Origin of the sequence: Micromonospora sp. WMMC273, from assembly GCF_027460285.1 — a bacterium.
In the GTDB taxonomy this organism is placed as follows: domain Bacteria; phylum Actinomycetota; class Actinomycetes; order Mycobacteriales; family Micromonosporaceae; genus Micromonospora; species Micromonospora aurantiaca.
This window is the reverse complement of sequence record NZ_JAPZBE010000001.1, coordinates 4,413,207-4,428,379: the sequence shown is the minus strand read 5'-3', so window position 1 is coordinate 4,428,379 and position 15,173 is coordinate 4,413,207. Positions and strand designations below refer to the sequence as shown.

Genomic DNA, 15,173 nt, shown 5'->3' with positions numbered 1-15,173 from the left:
GGTGAGCGAGCCCGACGGACCCGTCCGGCCGATCGCCGCCGGTCTCGCCCGCTACACCGGCCTCGCCGGGGCCGTGCTGCTCACCGTCGCCGGATGGCTCGGCGGCGCACTACCCGGCACGCCTTCGCGCGCCACGCTCGCCGCGATCTGGGCCGCACCGCACGGGCCGGCGGCGCTCGCCTGCTGGCTGGCCGGAACGCTGCTGCTCGTGGGCGCCTGGTGGTCGCTGCGGTGGGGCGCACCGACCGGCCGGTGGGCGTACGTGACCGCCGGGCTCTGGTCGCTGCCGCTGCTCGCCGCGCCGCCGATCGGCAGCCGCGACGTCTACTCGTACGCCTGCCAGGGCTGGACGTGGACGCAGGGGCTCAGCCCGTACCGGGTGGGGGTCGCGGCGGCCGGCTGTCCGTGGACCGACTCGGTGTCGCCGATCTGGCGGGACACCCCGGCGCCGTACGGGCCGTTCTTCGTCCTGCTGGCCGGGCTCGCGGTCCTCGCCGGTGGCGGCCTGATCGGGACGGTCGTGGCGCTGCGGCTGGTAGCGGTGGCCGGTGTGCTGCTGGCCGCGCTCTGCCTGCCCGGCCTGGCCCGCGCCGCCGGGGTACCCACCCGCCGGGCCGCCTGGCTGGTGCTCGCCTGCCCGCTCGTCGGGATCCACCTGGTGGCGGGCGCGCACAACGACGCGCTCGCGCTCGGGCTGCTCCTGCTCGGCCTGCTGGTGCTGGTCCGCCTGCCGGGCAAGCCGCGCGCGCTGCTGGTGGCCGGGGTGGTGCTGGGCCTGGCCGTGGCGGTGAAGGCGGTCGCGGTGGTGGCGCTGCCGTTCGCGGCCCTCGCCGCAGTGCTCGGCCGCTACACCTGGCGAGCGCTGCTGCGCGACGGCGGGCAACTCGCCGCGTCGGTGCTCGGCACGCTGCTGGTCCTCTCGCTCGCCACCGGCCTCGGGCTGGGCTGGGTGGGAGGGCTCGGCCACAGCGGCGACTCGCAGCAGTGGACGTCCCCGCCCACCGCCGTCGGATTCGTGATCGACTACGCCGGTGAGCTGGCCGGCCTGCGGCCGGCGGCGGTGCCGGTGGCCCGGGCGGTCGCGCTGGTGCTGCTGGCCGGGACGCTGGTGGCGCTCTGGTGGCGGGCGTGGACGACGCTGCGCCGGCTCAACGACACCCGGCAGCGGGTGGCCCGGCTGACGCTGGCCCGCCCTCGGGTGGCGCTGCTCGGCGCGGGCCTGGCGCTCGCCGCCACCGTGCTGCTCGCCCCGGTCTTCCACCCCTGGTACGCGATCTGGCCGCTGACAGTGCTCGCGGTCGCGGCGGTGCCGCTGGCCCGGCAGGTCTGGTTCGTGGCGCCCTGCGCGGTCGCCTCGGCGCTGACCCTGCCGGACGGATCCAACCTGGCCCGGTTCAGCAAGGCGCCGGGCGCGGTGCTGATGACGGCGCTGGTGGTGGTCGTCGCGGTGGCCGGCGTCCGGGCCGCGTTGCGCCACCGCGCCGCATTGCGCCGTACCGCGTGAAACGGCCGGGCCGGCTCCGCCATCGCGGAGCCGGCCCGGCCGGTGCTGACGAGCGTGCTCAGCAGTCGAAGTACATCGCGAACTCGTGCGGGGTCGGGCGCAGACGCACCGGGTCGACCTCGTTGGCCCGCTTCCAGTCGACCCAGGTCGAGATCAGGTCCGGCGTGAACACGCCGCCGTCGAGCAGGTAGTCGTGGTCGGCCTCGAGCGCGTTGAGCACCTCCGGCAGCGAACCCGGAACCTGCTTGACGTCGCCCCACTCCTCCGGCGGCAGGTCGTACAGGTCCTTGTCGATCGGCGCCGGCGGCTCGATCTTGTTCTTGATGCCGTCCAGGCCGGCCATCATCATGGCCGAGAACGCCAGGTACGGGTTGCTGGACGGGTCCGGCACGCGGAACTCGACGCGCTTGGCCTTGGGGTTGCTGCCGGTGACCGGGATGCGGGTGCAGGCGGAGCGGTTGCGCTGCGAGTAGACCAGGTTGACCGGCGCCTCGAAGCCCGGCACCAGACGACGGTAGGAGTTCACCGTCGGGTTGGTGAAGGCCAGCAGCGACGGGGCGTGGTGCAGCAGGCCGCCGATGTACCAGCGGGCGGTGTCGGACAGGCCGGCGTAGCCGGTCTCGTCGTAGAACAGCGGTTCGCCGCCGCGCCAGAGGCTCTGGTGGGTGTGCATGCCGGAGCCGTTGTCACCGAACAGCGGCTTGGGCATGAACGTCGCGGTCTTGCCGGCGGCCCAGGTCTCGTTCTTGACGATGTACTTGAACAGCTGGAGCTGGTCGGCGGCGTGCAGCAGGGTGGAGAACTTGTAGTTGATCTCCGACTGGCCGGCGGTGCCGACCTCGTGGTGCGAGCGCTCGACGGTGAAGCCGCCGTCGACGAGGCGCCGCACGATCCGGTCACGCAGGTCGGCGTAGTGGTCCACCGGCGGCACCGGGAAGTAGCCGCCCTTGTAGGCGGTCTTGTAGCCGCGGTTGCCGCCCTCCTCGATCCGGCCGCTGTTCCAGGCGCCCTCGATCGAGTCGATGTAGTAGAACGACTGGTGCGCCGAGGTCTCGTGGCGGATCGAGTCGAAGATGTAGAACTCCGCCTCGGCGCCGAAGTAGGCGGTGTCGGCGATGCCGCTGGCGGCGAGGTACGCCTCCGCCTTCTTCGCCACGTTGCGCGGGTCGCGGGAGTACGCCTCGCGGGTGAACGGGTCGTGGATGAAGAAGTTGAGCGCGAGCGTCTTCTGGGCCCGGAACGGGTCGATGAAGGCGGTGGCGACGTCCGGCAGCAGGAGCATGTCGGACTCGTGGATGGCCTGGAAGCCGCGGATCGAGGATCCGTCGAAGGCGAGGCCGTCGGTGAAGACGCTGTCGTCGAACGACTCGACCGGCAGGTTGAAGTGCTGCATCACGCCGGGCAGGTCACAGAAACGTACGTCGACGAACTTCACGTCCTCGTTGGCGAGGTATCGCAGGAGTTCCTCGGAATTGGCGAACACACGTCCTCCTGGCAGGTCCACTCCGGTAGCTGGCTACTGGCGACGCTATGGCCGGGGGGTTGCCCTGCCGTGTCTCGTCTGTTTCCGCCGTGTTACGTCGCTTGCGGAGCGTCATCTCGGCACGCTGTGATGCTGAATGTCGTATTTTCCGTCAGAGGTCGAGGCGGCGCTACCCTGGCCGCTGTGACCGATACCGCCGCCACACCGGTGCCGCCCGCCACCGACCCCGCCTTCACCCCGCCCAGCCTCGGCCGCCGCTTCGGCGCCCTGATCATCGACTGGGTGCTGTGCCTGATGGTCGCCCGGGCCTTCTCCGACCCGGTCCGCGACGGCTGGCCGCCGGTCCTGGTACTGATTCTGGAGTACGGCTTCTTCCTCGGCCTGTTCGCCCAGACCCCCGGCATGTTCCTCACCCGGCTGCGCTGCGTGTCCTGGGCCGACGGCGGCCGGATCGGGCTGCTCCGCGGACTGCTGCGCGGCTTCCTGCTGGCCCTCGTGGTGCCGGCGCTGCTGATGGACGAGCACCGGCGCGGCCTGCACGACCGGCTCTCCGGGTCGGTCGTCACCGACGCCCCGCGCCGCTGACCCGCACGACGAAGGAGCCGGCCCCGCACGGGGACCGGCTCCTTTTCGCGTACGCCGGAAGTCAGCGACCCCGGGTCTGCCGGAACGCGCCACGCGCCGGCCGCATGTTCTTCGGGATCGCGCCCTTGGGCATCTGCGGCCGCGCGGTGAGCGCCTTGAGCCGCTTGTCGAGCGCGTTGACGTCCTTCGGGGAGAGGGCACGCGGCAGCCGCATCAGCGTCATCCGCAGCTTGCGGACGGGCAACTCACCCTCGCCCTGCCCGATCACGTAGTCGTGCAGCGGGGCGGTGCCGATCACCTTCGCCAGGCGGCGCTTCTCCTGGCCGAGCAGGCCGCGGACGCGCTGCGGGTTGCCCTCGGCCAGCAGGATCACGCCCTGCCGGCCCACCACCAGGTGCACCATGTCCATCTGGGTGGTGGAGCTGACCGCCGGGGTGACCCGCCAGTCGCCGCGCATGCTCTCCATGATCTGTGCCGCCGCGCCCGGCTGCCCCTCGGCGGCGTTCATCATCGCCTTGTTCGAGCGCAGGTTGAGCACGATCAGCACGGCCAGCAGGGCGAGCAGGATGCCGATCGGCAACCAGATCCAGCCCCAGGCGATCACCGCGACCACGGTGAGCGCGAGCGGGATCAGCACCGCCGCCGCGGTCAGCGGCGCGAACCACTTGTCCTGCTTGGCGGTGAACCGGAACACCATCCCGATCTGCTTCAGCCGCTGGCCGAACGAGACCTTCTCCTGGGGCTTTGCCATACCGCAGAGTCTAGTGGTCGGCGCGCACCCCGTTGATCCGTGGCCGCCCCCTGCGCCGAGGGCTGAGTACCTTACCGCCGCTCCGTCCCGGACCGGCCCGCCGGTAAGGAGGCCGGACGGCCGAAGATCAGGCGGCGTACCCATGCCCCGGGGGCACCTTCGCGCGGAGAGTCGATCTCGACAGGGAGACACCGCACGACAGGGAGATCCGAGATGTTCGGCAACGACGCAGACCTCATCCTCAGCATCCACCGCAGCCACGCCGCCGAGCTGCAGGCCGACGCGGCTCAGGACCGGCTCGCCCGGTCGCTGCCACGCCGGCACCCGCGCGGCTGGCTCAGCCGCCGCCGGCACAACGCCCGCCCCGCCGACGCCCGCCGGTGACCGCACCGGCGGCCGTCGCCGGGATCGTGGGCGCGGCCGGTGCCGCAGGGAAGGTCGCCGGTCCGGCCGTCACGGGGGCGGCCGGACCGGCGGCTACGCGCGGTCCGATCGGCCCGGTTGGGCCGTCGGGGGCGCGTGGCATGCTCGACGGCGTGACCGTACGCGCTGCCAGCACCGTCCTCGTCGGCCGCCGGCCCGAGCTGACGGCGCTCGGCGACGCGCTGACCCGGTCCCGGTCCGGCGAGCCGACGACGGTGCTCGTCGGCGGCGAGGCGGGTGTCGGCAAGACCCGGCTGCTGGAGGAGTTCGGCACCCCTGGCCGCCGCCGGAGGGCCGGTCGGCTGCGCGGCCATCCCGGAGACGCTGCGCGACCTGCTGCTGGCCCGCGTCGACCGGCTGCCCGAGCCGGCCCAGCGGGTGCTGCGGATCGCCGCCGCCGGCGGGACCCGCTTCGCCCACCAGCTGCTCGCCGAGGTGGCCGGCCTGCCCGAGGCCGAACTGGAGGACGCGCTGCGCGCCGCCGTCGCCGGGCAGCTCGTGGTGGCCGACCCGGACGGCGACTACGAGTTCCGGCACGCGCTGGTCCGCGAGGCCGTGCACGACGACCTGCTGCCCGGCGAGCACGCGCGGCTGCACGCCCGCTACGCCGCCGCGATCGAGGCCAATCCGCACCTGGTCGCCGCCGGCCGCGCGCCGGCCGAGATCGCCCACCACTGGTACGCGGCACACGACCACCCCCGCGCGCTCACCGCCGCCCGGGTCGCCGCCGAGGCGGCGGCCGAACGGTACGCGTACGCCGAGCAGAGCCGGCTGCTGGAGCGCGTCCTCGAACTGTGGGAGCAGGTGCCCGACGCCGCCAACCGGCTCGGCATGGACCACCTGCGGGTGCTGGAGGACACGCTCACCGCGGCGGTGACCGCCGGAGACCTCAGCCGGGCGCTCACCCTCACCCGGGCGGCGCTGGCCGAGGTCGACTCCGACGCCGAACCGCTGCGCGCCGCGCGCCTGCTCGACCATCGGGGCCGGTTGTTCGCGCTGCTCGGCAAGAGCGACGGCGCGACCGAGCTGCGCGAGGCGTACCGGCTGGCGGCGGGCGCGCCGCACGGCCCGGAACGGCTCGGTGTGCTCGCCGACATCGCGTCGCACCTGATGAAGGTCGACCCTCGGGAGGCCGCCTCGGTCGCCACCGAGGCCGCGGCCGGCGCGTCCGAGGTCGGCACCGAACTGGTGCTGCTGCCCACCCGGATCGCCCTGCTGCACCGCATCGACGGCACGCCGGAGGTGGGACTGGCCGAGCTGCGCCGGGTGGAGGCGCGAGCCCGGGCGGCAGACGACTCGTGGGCCCTGGTCAGCGCGCTGGTCTTCCTCTCCGACGTGCTCTACGAACTGGGCCGCTACGACGAGTCCGAACAAGCCGCCGCGGCCGGGGTGACCGAGGCGCGCCGGGTCGGCATCAGCCGCTCGATCGGGGCGTACCTGCTGTCGAACCGGGCCGAGGCACTGATCGCGCTGGGCCGCTGGGACGAGGCGGACGCCACCTGCGCCGAGGCGGCCCGCATCGACCCGCCCGGCGTGTCCGGGCTGCACTGGCTGCAACTGCGCGCCGGGCTCCACCTCGCCCGCGCCCATCCGGGCGCGGACGAGGTCGTCGGGCGGGCGCTGGCGTTCCTCGGCCGCCCGTACCTCTGGCCGAACCACCGGCTGCCGCTGCACGAGCTGCGCGTGGAGGCGGCGCTCGCCGCCGACGACAAGCCCGAGGCGGTACGCGCGGCGCGCGCCGCCCTGGCCGACGCGCACCTGGCGGACCTGCCCCGCGAGGGCTGGCCGGTGTTGAACGCGCTGGCGCGTACCGCCGCGCTGACCGGGGACGCGATGCTCGCTGCCGAGGTGTCGGCGGTGGCCGCCGCGCTGCCGGCCCGGCACCCGGCCGAGCACGCCCACGCCGCCCACGTCACCGCGATCCTCGGCGGTACGGCGCCCACCGCTCCCGCCGAGGCGCTCGCCGCCTGGCGGGTGGCCGTGGCGGCGTGGCGGGCGGCCGGGCAGCCGTACCCGCTGGGCCGGGCGTTGCTCGGGCTGGCCGAGGCGGCCGCGGCGGCGGGCGAGCGGGACGAGGTGGCCGCCGCGGTACGGGAGACGGCCGAGCTGGCCGCCCGGCTGGGCGCCACCCCGCTGGGCGAGCAGGCGGCGACGCTTGCCCGCCGGGTCGGGCTGCGCGGCACCGGGCGACCCGGGCCGGACCTGCTGACCAGCCGGGAACAGGAGGTGCTGCGGCTGGTCGCCGAGGGGCACAGCAACAGCCGGATCGCCGAGCGCCTGTTCATCTCGCCGAAGACGGCGAGCGTGCACGTGTCCCGGATCATCGCCAAGCTCGATGTGACCAACCGGGTGGAGGCCGCCGCGCTGGCGCACCGCCTGGGCCTGCTCGACCGGCCGTCACCCGCCCCGGCCCAGCGCCGCGTCCGGTAGCGCGCCGGTCCGTGCCGCGTCGGCCGGGCGCCGGGCCGGTAACCGCGCCGGGTCCGGGTCAGCGGCGCGGCAGGTAGATCCGCCAGCCGGCCACCGTGACGACGTCGAGCGCGCCCGACTCGGCGCCGACGCGTTCGTCCAGCCGCGCGGCCAGCGGCGAGCCGGCCGGTGCCACCCACGCCGCGTCCGGGTCGGCGGCCACCTCCCGCCGGTACGCGGGCAGCCTGTCGAAACCGGGGCTCAGGTCGTCGTCGACCACGGCGCAGAGCACGTTCTCGCCGGTCGCGTAGGTGAGCCGGTTGCACGTCCAGTAGCCGCCGCGGACGTTCCGCACGTCGAGCGCGCCGAGCGTGTCCACGAGCGACCGGTGCCGGTCGGCCTCGGCGTGCACGGCCGGCGCGGTCCGCACCACGTCCACAGTGGCCGCCGCGCCGGTGCCGAGCACCCCCGCGAGCACCGCCAGTGCCCCCGCCCCCGCCACTCGGGCCCTCCTCCCGGCCGCCCGCCCGCCGGTCGCCTTGATCGACTCCACTTCGGGGAGATGGCGGTATCCGCTCTCCTCCGATACCGCCACCTCGGCGAACTTGCGGAGCCCCGTCAGCCGGCGGGCGGCCTGCCACAGTGGCCAGAACAGGGCGGGCACGGCGACCGCCAGGCACGACAGGTAACGGCTGCTCTCGATCGGCGTCTGCCCGGCCGCGTTGCTCACCGCGTACGCCCCGAGCACGCCCGCCGCCCCGCCGAGCAGCGCCAGCCGCACCCCGGCCGACACCCGCTCCGCCGAGCCCGGCCCGCCGGGGCGGAGGGCGTGCCACGCGGTGAGGGCGGCGAGCACCAGCAGCACCGGGAACGCGACGGCCCACCAGAGCTGCCAGGTGGCACACCGGCCGGGGGAGCAGAAGCCCATCGCCAGCGGCGGCCCGAGCACCAGTGCGCCGTGCAGCCGGTCCGCCCAGTCCGCCGGCGCACCCGTGCCACCTGCGGCCAGCACCGCGGCCACCGGGTTGCGGCCGTGCCGGATGCTGTCGGCGAGCATCGGCGCCGCACCCAGCAGCAGCGTGCCCGCCAGCACCACCCCGGCCCGGCCGGCCAGTTCCCGCCACCGCCACGCCACGAGCAGCACGCCGAGCGTCAGCACGTACGGCAGGATCAGCGGGTCCACCCAGAGCAGCACCCCCGAGACCAGTCCCCAGGCCGCCCAGCGGGGCAGCCGCGCGCCCGCCCCGGTCACGCAGAGCCCGACGGTGAGCAGCGCCAGCGCGGCGCCGGCCGGGTTCAGCTCCGGATAGCCGCCACCGGCGATGAGCTGGTTCTTCACCACCCGGTCCGAGCCGAGCGCCAGCACGGCCACGACGAGCAGGGCGTACCAGCGGTCACCGCCGAGCCGCCGGGTCAGCCGCCAGGACAGCAGCAGGAACAACGCGTACAGCGCCAGCGTGGGCAGCCGCAGCACGAGCACCGACGGCCCGGCCAGCGCGACCAGCGGCGCGGCCAGGTACGCCTCGAGCGTGCCCATGTAGGCCTGGCCGTAGAACCACACCGGGAAGCCGTCACCGCGGGCGACGTGCAGGGCGGCCAGCCCCATCGTCGCCTCGTCGCTGTTTGTGGGCGGTACGTCGGCGAACAGCAGCGCCAGCCGGTAGCCCACACCGGCGAACCCGACGAGCAGGGCGAGCAGCGTCGGCAACGGCAGCCGCCGGGGCGTACGAGGGCGCACGGATTCGCGTGGCTCCTCGCGTACCCCGGCGGTCATGCCTGTGATCATGGCATCCGGCGGGCGGCCGGCGGACGGTGACGCGGTCGACGGCCGGCCTCAGCCGGCGACGGCGACCTCCTGGCGGGCGGCGAGCGCCTGCTGGTAGAGGCGGCCCGCGCGGTACGACGAGCGGACCAGCGGGCCGCTCATCACGCCCGCGAAGCCGATCTCCTCGGCCTCCTCGCGCAGCTCGACGAACTCCTCCGGCTTGACCCAGCGGGTCACCGGGTGGTGCCGGGGGGAGGGGCGCAGGTACTGCGTGATGGTGATCAGCTCGCAGCCCGCCTCGTGCAGGTCGCGCAGCGCCTGGGACACCTCGGCACGCTCCTCGCCCATGCCGAGGATCAGGTTGCTCTTGGTGACCAGGCCGTCGGCCCGCGCCTGGCGGATCACGTCCAGCGAACGCTCGTAGCGGAACGCCGGGCGGATCCGCTTGAAGATGCGCGGCACCGTCTCCACGTTGTGCGCCAGCACCTCGGGCCGCGAGCCGAAGACCTCGGCCAGCTGCTCGGGGACGGCGTTGAAGTCGGGGATCAGCAGCTCGACACCGCAGCCGGACTGCAGGGCGTGGATCTGCCGGACCGTCTCGGCGTACAGCCAGGCGCCGCCGTCGGGCAGGTCGTCGCGGGCGACGCCGGTGATGGTCGCGTAGCGCAGGCCCATCGCGGCGACCGACTCGGCGACGCGCCGCGGCTCGTCGGCGTCGAACTCGGCCGGCTTGCCGGTGTCGATCTGACAGAAGTCGCAGCGCCGGGTGCACTGGTCACCACCGATGAGGAAGGTGGCCTCCCGGTCCTCCCAGCACTCGTAGATGTTGGGACAGCCGGCCTCCTGGCACACGGTGTGCAGCCCTTCGCGCGAGACGAGCCCGCGCAACTGGGTGTACTCCGGGCCCATCTTGGCCTTGACCTTGATCCACGGCGGCTTGCGCTCGATCGGCGTCTCGGCGTTGCGCGCCTCGATCCGCAGCATCCGCCGCCCCTCCGGGGCGACAGTCGCGGTGCGCGCTGGCTGCTCAGTCGTCGGCGCGGATTGCTCGATCGTCACAAAACCGAGCGTACGCCGGTCGGTGCCGGTCGATGAACGAGGGCGACGGCCGTCACGCCGGAATGGCTGTGACACCGGACACCAGGGGCGAAAAAACCCGGTCACAGCGCGGCGCGTGCAGTGCTAGCGTGCCGGGCAGAGCTGTGACGGAGCCGAGTAACGGACCGATCCGCCAGTCGAGAGAGCCGCCGGTTGCTGCGAGGCGGTCTGGCGCCGGTCCGCGAAGACCCTCCCGAGCTGCGGGAAGAACGGCGCGTCGCGCCCAGTAGAGCCCGCCCGGCCGGCCCCGGTGAAAAGGCGACGAACGAGGCTCCCGCCCAGGCGGGGGCGAAGGTGTGGTGGCACCGCGAGGCTCCCGCTCGCCCACACCTCCCTGGGGATCGCGTTGCGATTGGTCAAGGAGGTAGTCGTCGTGCAACGCATCCTGTCCACGGAACTCCCCGCCCATGTGGGCGCCACCGTGCGGCTCGCCGGCTGGGTCCACCGCCGCCGGCTGCTCAAGTCGGTGGCCTTCCTGATCCTGCGGGACGCCGCCGGGCTCGCCCAGGTGGTGGTCGCCGCGCCCGCCGTGCGCGAGCAGGTCGAGGCGCTCACCGAGGAGACTGTCGTCGAGGTGGCCGGCACGGTGGTCGCGAACGCCACCGCGCCCGCCGGGGTCGAGGTCGTCGAGCCGACGGTACGTCCGCTCGGGCCGCCCGCCGTCCCGCCCCCGTTCGACCTGTACCGGCCGGTGCTCACCGCCGGCCTGCACACTCAGCTCGACCACGCACCGGTCGCGCTGCGGCACCCGGCCCGCTCCGCCGCGCTGCGGATCTCGGCGGCGGCCGTGTCCGGCTTCCGGGCCACGCTCGACGGGCAGGACTTCGTCGAGGTGCACACGCCGAAGGTTGTCGCCTCGTCCACCGAGAGCGGGGCGAACGTCTTCGCGCTGGACTGGTTCGGGCGGCCCGCCTACCTGGCCCAGTCGCCGCAGTTCTACAAGCAGCTCATGGTCGGCGTCTTCGAGCGGGTGTACGAGGTGGGGCCGGTGTTCCGCGCCGAGCCGCACGACACGGTGCGCCACCTGGCCCAGTACACGTCGCTCGACGTCGAGCTGGGGTTCGTGGCCGACCACCGGGACGTGATGGCGGTGCTGCGGGAGACCCTGGCCGGGATGGTGGCGACCGTGGCCGACCGGGCCGGCGGCGCGCTGGCCACGCTCGGCGTGACGGTGCCTGGGGTGCCGGCCGAGATCCCGGCGGTGCACTTCACCGACGCGCTGACGATCGCCGGCGCGCCGCCCTCCGAACCCGACCTGGCCCCGGCGCACGAGCGGGCGCTGGGGGAGTGGGCGCTCCGCGAGCACGGCAGCGACTTCCTCTTCGTCACCGGCTACCCGATGGCGAAGCGCCCGTTCTACACCCATCCGGACCCGGCCCGGCCGGCGTACTCGAATGGTTTCGACCTGCTGTTCCGAGGCGTGGAGCTGGTGACCGGCGGGCAGCGGCTGCACCGGCACGCCGACTACCTGGCCGCCCTCGCCGCGCGGGGCGAGCCGGTGGAGCCGTACGCGGGGTACGTGGACGCGTTCCGGCACGGCATGCCGCCGCACGGCGGTTTCGCGATCGGGCTGGAGCGGTTCGTCGCCCGGCTCACGGGCGCGGCGAACGTCCGCGAGGTGACCGCCTTCCCGCGCGACCTGCACCGCCTCACGCCCTGACGGCCGCGGGCCGGCACGGCTTGCGCCGTGCCGGCCCGCGGCGGCGGGTTGCTCTCTCCCGGTCCCGGTCCCGGTCCCGGTCCCGGCCCGGCCGCGGTGGCGGGGCGCGGCTCGCCGGAGCCGTCGGTCGAGCCGCCGGCCTCCGCAACCGGCTCGGATCGGTCGCAGAGAGTGATGGAAGGTCGCGCAGGCTTTGCGGTGACGCTCGGTGATGGGGCATCCGGAGTCGTCGAGATGCCCTTTGCCGCGGCGAATCCCGCTGAGCAGGTGTTATGGCGAACGACCGTCGGGCGGGAGGGAAGGGCGTCTGCGCACTTTGCTCTGCAGCCACGGGCGCAACGATCAACCGTGAGTGACCGTTGCGGATCCGGCTGCAGAGCAAAGTCGGCGAGAGGTCACATACCGCGGATTCAGGTTTGTCACTTACCGTGACCGATGGCGAGGCGGTCCTGGGCGGGTGGCGACCCGGACCGGTCGGCCACCGCGCACCGAGCGGATGCGCGATGGCCGGGGGCGGGAGCACGCGGAGGGGAAGGGGGAGCGGTCAGGCCGGGCCGAGCAGGTCCCAGGGGTTGCCGGCGATGTCGCGGAAGACCGCGACCCGGCCGTACGGCTCGGTGCGGGGCGGCCGGACGAACTCGACGCCCGCGTCGGCCATCCGGCGGTACACCGCCTCGAAGTCGTCGACCTGGAGGAAGAAACCCACCCGGCCGTGGGTCTGGTCGCCCACCGCACCGGCCTGGTGCTCACCGTCGGCACGGGCCAGCAGCAGGCCGGTGCCGCCGCCCGGCGGGCGTACGACCACCCAGCGCTTGGGCCGGCCGTCGTTCGTCAGCGAGGGCTTGTCCTCGGCCAGCTCGAACCCGAGCACCTCGGTGAAGAAGGTGATCGCCGGGTCGTACTCGGCCACCACGAGCGTGACCAGGTCGAGCCGCACCGGGCTCAGACCTGCGTCAGCGTCGGCAGGTGCCGCTCGACCACCGGCAGCACGTCGGCGACGGTGATCGGCCGGCCCAGCTCGGCGGTCAGCGAGGTGACCCCGGCGTCGCGGATGCCGCAGGGCACGATCCGGTCGAAGAAGCCCAGGTCGCAGTCGCAGTTGATGGAGAAGCCGTGCAGCGTGACGCCGCGCGCCACCCGGATGCCGATGGCTGCGACCTTGCGGGCCGGGCCCCGGTCGTCCTCCGGCACCCACACGCCGCTGCGCCCCTCGACCCGGCCGGCGGTCAGCCCGAACTCGGCGCAGACGTCGATCAGCAGCTGCTCGGTGCGCCGGACGTACGCGACCACGTCGACCGGGTCGGGTAGCCGGACGATCGGGTAGCCGACGAGCTGCCCCGGACCGTGCCAGGTGATCTTTCCGCCGCGGTCCACGTCCACCACCGGGGTGCCGTCCATCGGGCGGTCCCACGGCTCGGTGCGCTTGCCGGCGGTGTAGACGCTGGGATGCTCCAGCAGCAGCACCGTGTCGCCCTGTTCGCCGGCCACCACCGCCTCGTGCAGCCGGCGCTGCTCGTCCCAGGCGGCCTGGTAGTCGAGCAGGCCGGCGCGGACGGCGGTCAGCCCGGAAGTCGTCACGCTCACCCGTCCAGCCTAGTCCCGCCCTCCGGGAACCGGACCCGTGAGCCTCGTCGCGTCAGTCCGGCACCCGCCACAGCCAGACGTCCTCCACCCGCTCGGGCGGGCCGAGCAGAGCGGTGGCGGTGCGCCGCAGCGCCTCCTCGTCGACGTCGAACTTCGCGCCGTGCACCCGGTCGGGAAGCACCACCGCCTGGACGCCCCAGTAGCGCAGGTCCGCCCGGGACTCGCGGATGCTGCCGTCGGTGATGATCGGCACCAGCCCGGTCCGGCCCGCCTGGTCCATCAGCGAGTCGAAGGTGCGCGGCACCGGGCCGATCCGGCCCCGGCCCTCCGGGCCGCCCGGCCCGAGGAAGAAGCCGGACGGGATCCGGAACTCACCCTGCCGGTGGGCGAGCGCGTACGCCTGCCACCGCTGCCCGTCCGGGTAGACGTCGACGGTCAGCGGCAGCGGGGTCAGCACCCCGTCGGGCGGGACGTAGCGCTGCCAGGCGCCGCTGGTGATGAACGCCGGGATCGGCTCGCGGACGCTTGTCAGCAGCGGAATCGGCACCAGCGGCAGCAGCGCGGCGGCGAAGCCCAGCGCCCAGGCGAGCCCGCTCACCCGGTGCCGGGGCGGCCGGGCGCGCAGCGAGTCGATCGCGTACGCCAGCAGCAGGCCGATGACCGGCGCGACGACGAGCGCCAGCCGGGACGGCAACGCCGCGTTGATCACCGGCAGGTTGTCCAGCACCCCGAACGGCAGCGTCTGGTCGAAACGCCGGCCGTTCCACTTCACCGTCGGCCCCCACGACAGCACCGCGAAGACCACTGCGGTCACGCCGAGGGCGGCCAGCGTGGCCCGGAACGCGCGGTCCGCGCGCCGCCACAGCAGCGCGAAGCAGGCGACGGCGAGCAGGAGCAGCGGTACGCCGAAGAACGAGTTCTCCTCCGTCGGGTTGGGCGCCAGCGACGTGCCCCACCCGGCCCAGCCGGCGAGCGACCGGCGCGGGTACGAGCCGTACGCGGCGATGTCCTCGGAGTGGATCAGCGGGTCGAACCCGGTGCCGTGGAACCGTTGCGGTCCGAGGAAGTGCAGCCAGAGCGGGTACGCCAGCAGCGCCCCGGCGACGAGGGCTGTCACGCCCAGCCCGGCCGCCATCCGGGGCAGCGCGGCGCGTACCTCGGACCGGCGGGCCGGGTGCAGCGCCCACACGGCGAGGAAGACGCCGAGCGCCAGCGCGGTGAAGAACAGCCCCTCGGCGGCGATCGAGAACGCGACAGCCACCAGCAGCCCGAGCACGATCCCGCCGGTGACCGCCCGGCCCGGACGGCGCAGCCGGAACACGCCCCAGATCAGCAGCGGCACCAGCCAGCCCGCGGTCCAGTTCAGGTGCGCGTTGGCGTGCGACACCATCGCCGGGCAGAAGGCGATGAACAGCGCGCCCACACCGGCGGCCAGCCGGCTGCGGACCAGGTGCCGGCTGAGCAGCCAGTACCAGGCCACCGCCGTCGCGGCCAGGTTGAGCGTGAGGATGACCAGGAACGTCGCGGGCGGCCCGATCAGGTACGTGAGCGGCGCGAAGACCGCCGCGTACACGGTGATCGAGGTGTTCACCGCGAGGTTCACCCCGTCCGGGACATTGATCAAGGTGGTGTACAGCGGGTTCTGCCCGTGGGTCAGCGCGTGCCCGCCGAACGCCAGCAGCCATTCGAACAGCGCCTGGTCGCTGGAGTTGACGGTGATCGCGCGGCTGTTCGGATCCCGCCACATGCCACTCGTCACCCAGAGGGCCAGGGCCAGCGCGGCGAGCGTGACCAGCAGGTCGGCGCGCCGGTCGCGGACGCGTGTCGGCGCCGGGCCGGCGGCCGGGGACGGGGAGGAGGGCACGCAGCGGACGTTACCAACCGGACCTGGGCAGACCGCCCGGACACGGA

12 protein-coding genes and 1 pseudogene are annotated in these 15,173 nt (G+C 74.1%); 6 read left to right on the top strand and 7 right to left on the bottom strand.

Annotation, left to right across the window (positions count from 1 at the left end; translation table 11 throughout):
• Position 1 precedes the first annotated feature (1 nt).
• A complete protein-coding gene (mptB, locus tag O7611_RS20320; protein WP_269697391.1) occupies positions 2-1,504 on the top strand; it encodes a polyprenol phosphomannose-dependent alpha 1,6 mannosyltransferase MptB in 1,503 nt (500 codons plus the stop codon).
• A gap of 58 nt (positions 1,505-1,562) precedes the next feature.
• Here mptB and glnA read toward each other — a convergent pair whose 3' ends face one another.
• The gene (gene glnA, locus O7611_RS20315) at positions 1,563-2,987 is read right to left on the bottom strand and encodes a type I glutamate--ammonia ligase (RefSeq protein ID WP_013287749.1); all 1,425 of its coding nucleotides are present in this window, start codon (positions 2,985-2,987) and stop codon (positions 1,563-1,565) included.
• Between the two features lie 129 nt (positions 2,988-3,116).
• Here glnA and O7611_RS20310 point away from each other — a divergent pair, with 129 nt between their 5' ends.
• Entirely contained in the window at positions 3,117-3,572 is a 456-nt protein-coding gene (locus tag O7611_RS20310; protein WP_228532181.1) for an RDD family protein, read from the top strand.
• Positions 3,573-3,633: 61 nt separating this feature from the next.
• Here O7611_RS20310 and O7611_RS20305 read toward each other — a convergent pair whose 3' ends face one another.
• The gene (locus O7611_RS20305; protein WP_013287747.1) at positions 3,634-4,323 is read right to left on the bottom strand and encodes a DUF4191 domain-containing protein; all 690 of its coding nucleotides are present in this window, start codon (positions 4,321-4,323) and stop codon (positions 3,634-3,636) included.
• Between the two features lie 213 nt (positions 4,324-4,536).
• Between O7611_RS20305 and O7611_RS20300 the strand changes: the two genes are divergently transcribed.
• From O7611_RS20300 to O7611_RS31925, 3 genes and pseudogenes are all read left to right on the top strand, one after another.
• Positions 4,537-4,707 (top strand): hypothetical protein, encoded by a 171-nt coding sequence (locus O7611_RS20300; RefSeq protein WP_194801117.1) that lies wholly within the window; start codon positions 4,537-4,539, stop codon positions 4,705-4,707.
• 140 nt (positions 4,708-4,847) lie between these two features.
• Positions 4,848-5,027: pseudogene (locus tag O7611_RS20295) on the top strand (ATP-binding protein); the annotation flags it as partial.
• Positions 5,028-5,577: 550 nt separating this feature from the next.
• Positions 5,578-7,176 (top strand): LuxR C-terminal-related transcriptional regulator, encoded by a 1,599-nt coding sequence (locus O7611_RS31925; RefSeq protein WP_332367432.1) that lies wholly within the window; start codon positions 5,578-5,580, stop codon positions 7,174-7,176.
• Between the two features lie 58 nt (positions 7,177-7,234).
• Here the strand turns inward: O7611_RS31925 and O7611_RS20285 are convergent, their stop codons facing one another.
• Complete coding sequence (locus tag O7611_RS20285) at positions 7,235-8,929, bottom strand: DUF423 domain-containing protein (protein WP_269697390.1); 1,695 nt, start codon at positions 8,927-8,929, stop codon at positions 7,235-7,237.
• A gap of 60 nt (positions 8,930-8,989) precedes the next feature.
• Positions 8,990-9,979 (bottom strand): lipoyl synthase, encoded by a 990-nt coding sequence (gene lipA / locus O7611_RS20280; RefSeq protein WP_194801120.1) that lies wholly within the window; start codon positions 9,977-9,979, stop codon positions 8,990-8,992.
• 412 nt (positions 9,980-10,391) lie between these two features.
• Between lipA and aspS the strand changes: the two genes are divergently transcribed.
• Positions 10,392-11,678, top strand: coding sequence for an aspartate--tRNA(Asn) ligase (aspS, locus tag O7611_RS20275; RefSeq protein WP_194801121.1), 1,287 nt, complete (start codon positions 10,392-10,394; stop codon positions 11,676-11,678).
• 544 nt (positions 11,679-12,222) lie between these two features.
• Here the strand turns inward: aspS and O7611_RS20270 are convergent.
• From O7611_RS20270 to O7611_RS20260, 3 genes are read right to left on the bottom strand one after another with little or no spacing between them, the layout of a single operon-like run.
• On the bottom strand, positions 12,223-12,615 hold the full coding sequence (locus O7611_RS20270) for a VOC family protein (RefSeq protein WP_194801122.1): 393 nt from the start codon (positions 12,613-12,615) through the stop codon (positions 12,223-12,225).
• Between the two features lie 5 nt (positions 12,616-12,620).
• Complete coding sequence (gene lipB, locus O7611_RS20265) at positions 12,621-13,262, bottom strand: lipoyl(octanoyl) transferase LipB (RefSeq protein ID WP_194801123.1); 642 nt, start codon at positions 13,260-13,262, stop codon at positions 12,621-12,623.
• A gap of 52 nt (positions 13,263-13,314) precedes the next feature.
• Positions 13,315-15,126: a DUF2079 domain-containing protein gene (locus tag O7611_RS20260; RefSeq protein ID WP_194801124.1), complete on the bottom strand. Its 1,812-nt coding sequence runs from the start codon at positions 15,124-15,126 to the stop codon at positions 13,315-13,317.
• Between the last annotated feature and the right edge of the window lie 47 nt (positions 15,127-15,173).